Genomic DNA, 1,786 nt, shown 5'->3' with positions numbered 1-1,786 from the left:
CCGACAGCCAGCGCACCATGCTGGCACGGGTGGCGCAGTTCACCTGTGTTGCACCGCCGCCTGAGCCTTGGCGCCTGGGCGAACAGGTCGATCACCTGGGTGTGCTGGTGCTGCACGGTGTGGACCATGCCCGCCACCTGCTGGAGATGGTGGGCCAGCTGGTGCTGGACCTGGGGCGCCTGGTGCGCGCACCGCGCAAGGGGCCGTGGCGTGATGTGTCCGGCCATCTGTACCGCATGGGTGCCACGGCGCTGCCCATCACGGCGCTGGTGGGGTTCCTCATCGGTGTGGTGCTGGCCTACCTGATGAGCCTGCAGCTGCGGCAGTTTGGTGCCGAGTCATTCATCGTCAACATCCTGGGCATCTCGCTGATCCGCGAGCTGGGGCCCATGCTGGCGGCCATCCTGGTGGCGGGCCGCTCCGGCTCGTCCATCACCGCACAGATCGGTGTGATGCGGGTGACCGAGGAGCTGGACGCCATGCGCGTGATGGGCATCCCGCACGGGTTCCGGCTGGTGATGCCGCGCACCTTGGCGCTGGCGCTGGCGATGCCGCTCATCAGCGTGTGGACCACGCTGGCGGCGTTGGCGGGCGGCATGCTGGCGGCCGACATCTCCATGGACATCTCGCCGTCGTACTTTGTGCAGGCACTGCCCGCAGCGGTAAAGATCGGCAACCTGGGCCTGGCCATGGCCAAGTCGGTGGTGTTTGGTGCGTTCATTGCGCTGATCGGCTGCCACTGGGGCCTGCGCGTCAAGCCCAACACCCAGAGCCTGGGCGAAGGCACGACGGCGTCGGTGGTGTCGTCCATCACCATGGTGATCATCGTGGACGCGCTGTTTGCCATAGCGTTCAAGAACATCGGCATATGACTGAGCGCATCGCCAAGCCCGAACACATCGCCGTCGCACCCGGTGAGCCGCCCATCGTGGACGTGCAAGGCCTCTGGACGCAGTTTGGCAAGGGCGACGAAACCTTCACCGTGCACCAGGACCTGAACTTCACCGTGCAGCGCGGCGAGATGCTGTCGCTGGTGGGCGGGTCGGGCACGGGCAAGACGGTGTTGCTGCGCCAGATCCTGGGCCTGGCCCGGCCCACGCGCGGGCAGGTCACCGTGCTGGGTCGGCCCGCGTCCGAGATGGGGCGCGAGGGGGCTGCCAGCCGGGTGGGGATGCTGTTCCAGCACGGTGCGCTGTTTTCGGCCTTCAACGTGCTCGACAACGTGGCCTTTGCGCTGCGCGAGCAGGGCACGCTGCCGCCCGAGCTGGTGCGCGATGCCGCGCTGGTCAAGCTGCAGATGGTGGGCCTGCAGCCCGAACACGCCACGCGCATGCCGGCCGACCTGTCGGGGGGCATGGTCAAGCGCGTGGCGCTGGCCCGCGCGCTCATCATGGACCCACCGCTGCTGCTGCTGGACGAGCCCACGGCGGGCCTGGACCCGAGCAGCTCTGACGACTTCTGCGCGCTGCTGCGCGAGCTGCGCGCGGCGCTGGGGCTGACGGTGATCATGGTCACGCATGATCTGGATACGCTGTTCGCGCTCAGCACCCGCGTGGCGGTGCTGGCAGACAAGAAGGTCATCGTCACTGGTCCGCCGCACGAGGTGGCGCACTTTTCGCATCCGTTCATCGAGCACTTCTTCATGGGCGAACGTGGCCAACGCGCCATGGCCCCCGTGCCCTCTGTGCAGCAGGCCCCGGTGCAGACCGCCGCCGTGCCTGCGCCCGACAAGGAACATCCCTGATGGAAAACAAATCCCACGCCCTCGCCGCAGGCATCTTTGTGC

General features: G+C 67.7%; 2 protein-coding genes. Both read left to right on the top strand.

Annotation, left to right across the window (positions count from 1 at the left end):
- The coding region (locus DBR23_RS16355; RefSeq protein ID WP_233250498.1) for an ABC transporter permease at positions 1–872 on the top strand (872 nt) is incomplete at its 5' end.
- Entirely contained in the window at positions 869–1,744 is an 876-nt protein-coding gene (locus DBR23_RS16350; RefSeq protein ID WP_108498950.1) for an ABC transporter ATP-binding protein, read from the top strand. The genes DBR23_RS16355 and DBR23_RS16350, both read left to right, overlap by 4 nt.
- Positions 1,745–1,786: the final 42 nt, after the last annotated feature.

The sequence above is a fragment of the Acidovorax sp. HMWF018 genome (genome assembly GCF_003061035.1).
In the GTDB taxonomy this organism is placed as follows: Bacteria; Pseudomonadota; Gammaproteobacteria; order Burkholderiales; family Burkholderiaceae_C; genus Acidovorax; species Acidovorax delafieldii.
Note: the sequence above shows the minus strand (reverse complement) of the source record. Positions and strands in the feature narration are given on the sequence as shown.

Excerpts from the sequence above, each read along its gene's own strand:
- DBR23_RS16350 (WP_108498950.1), top strand. The coding sequence starts at position 869 with ATGACTGAGCGCATCGCCAAGCCCGAACACATCGCCGTCGCACCCGGT.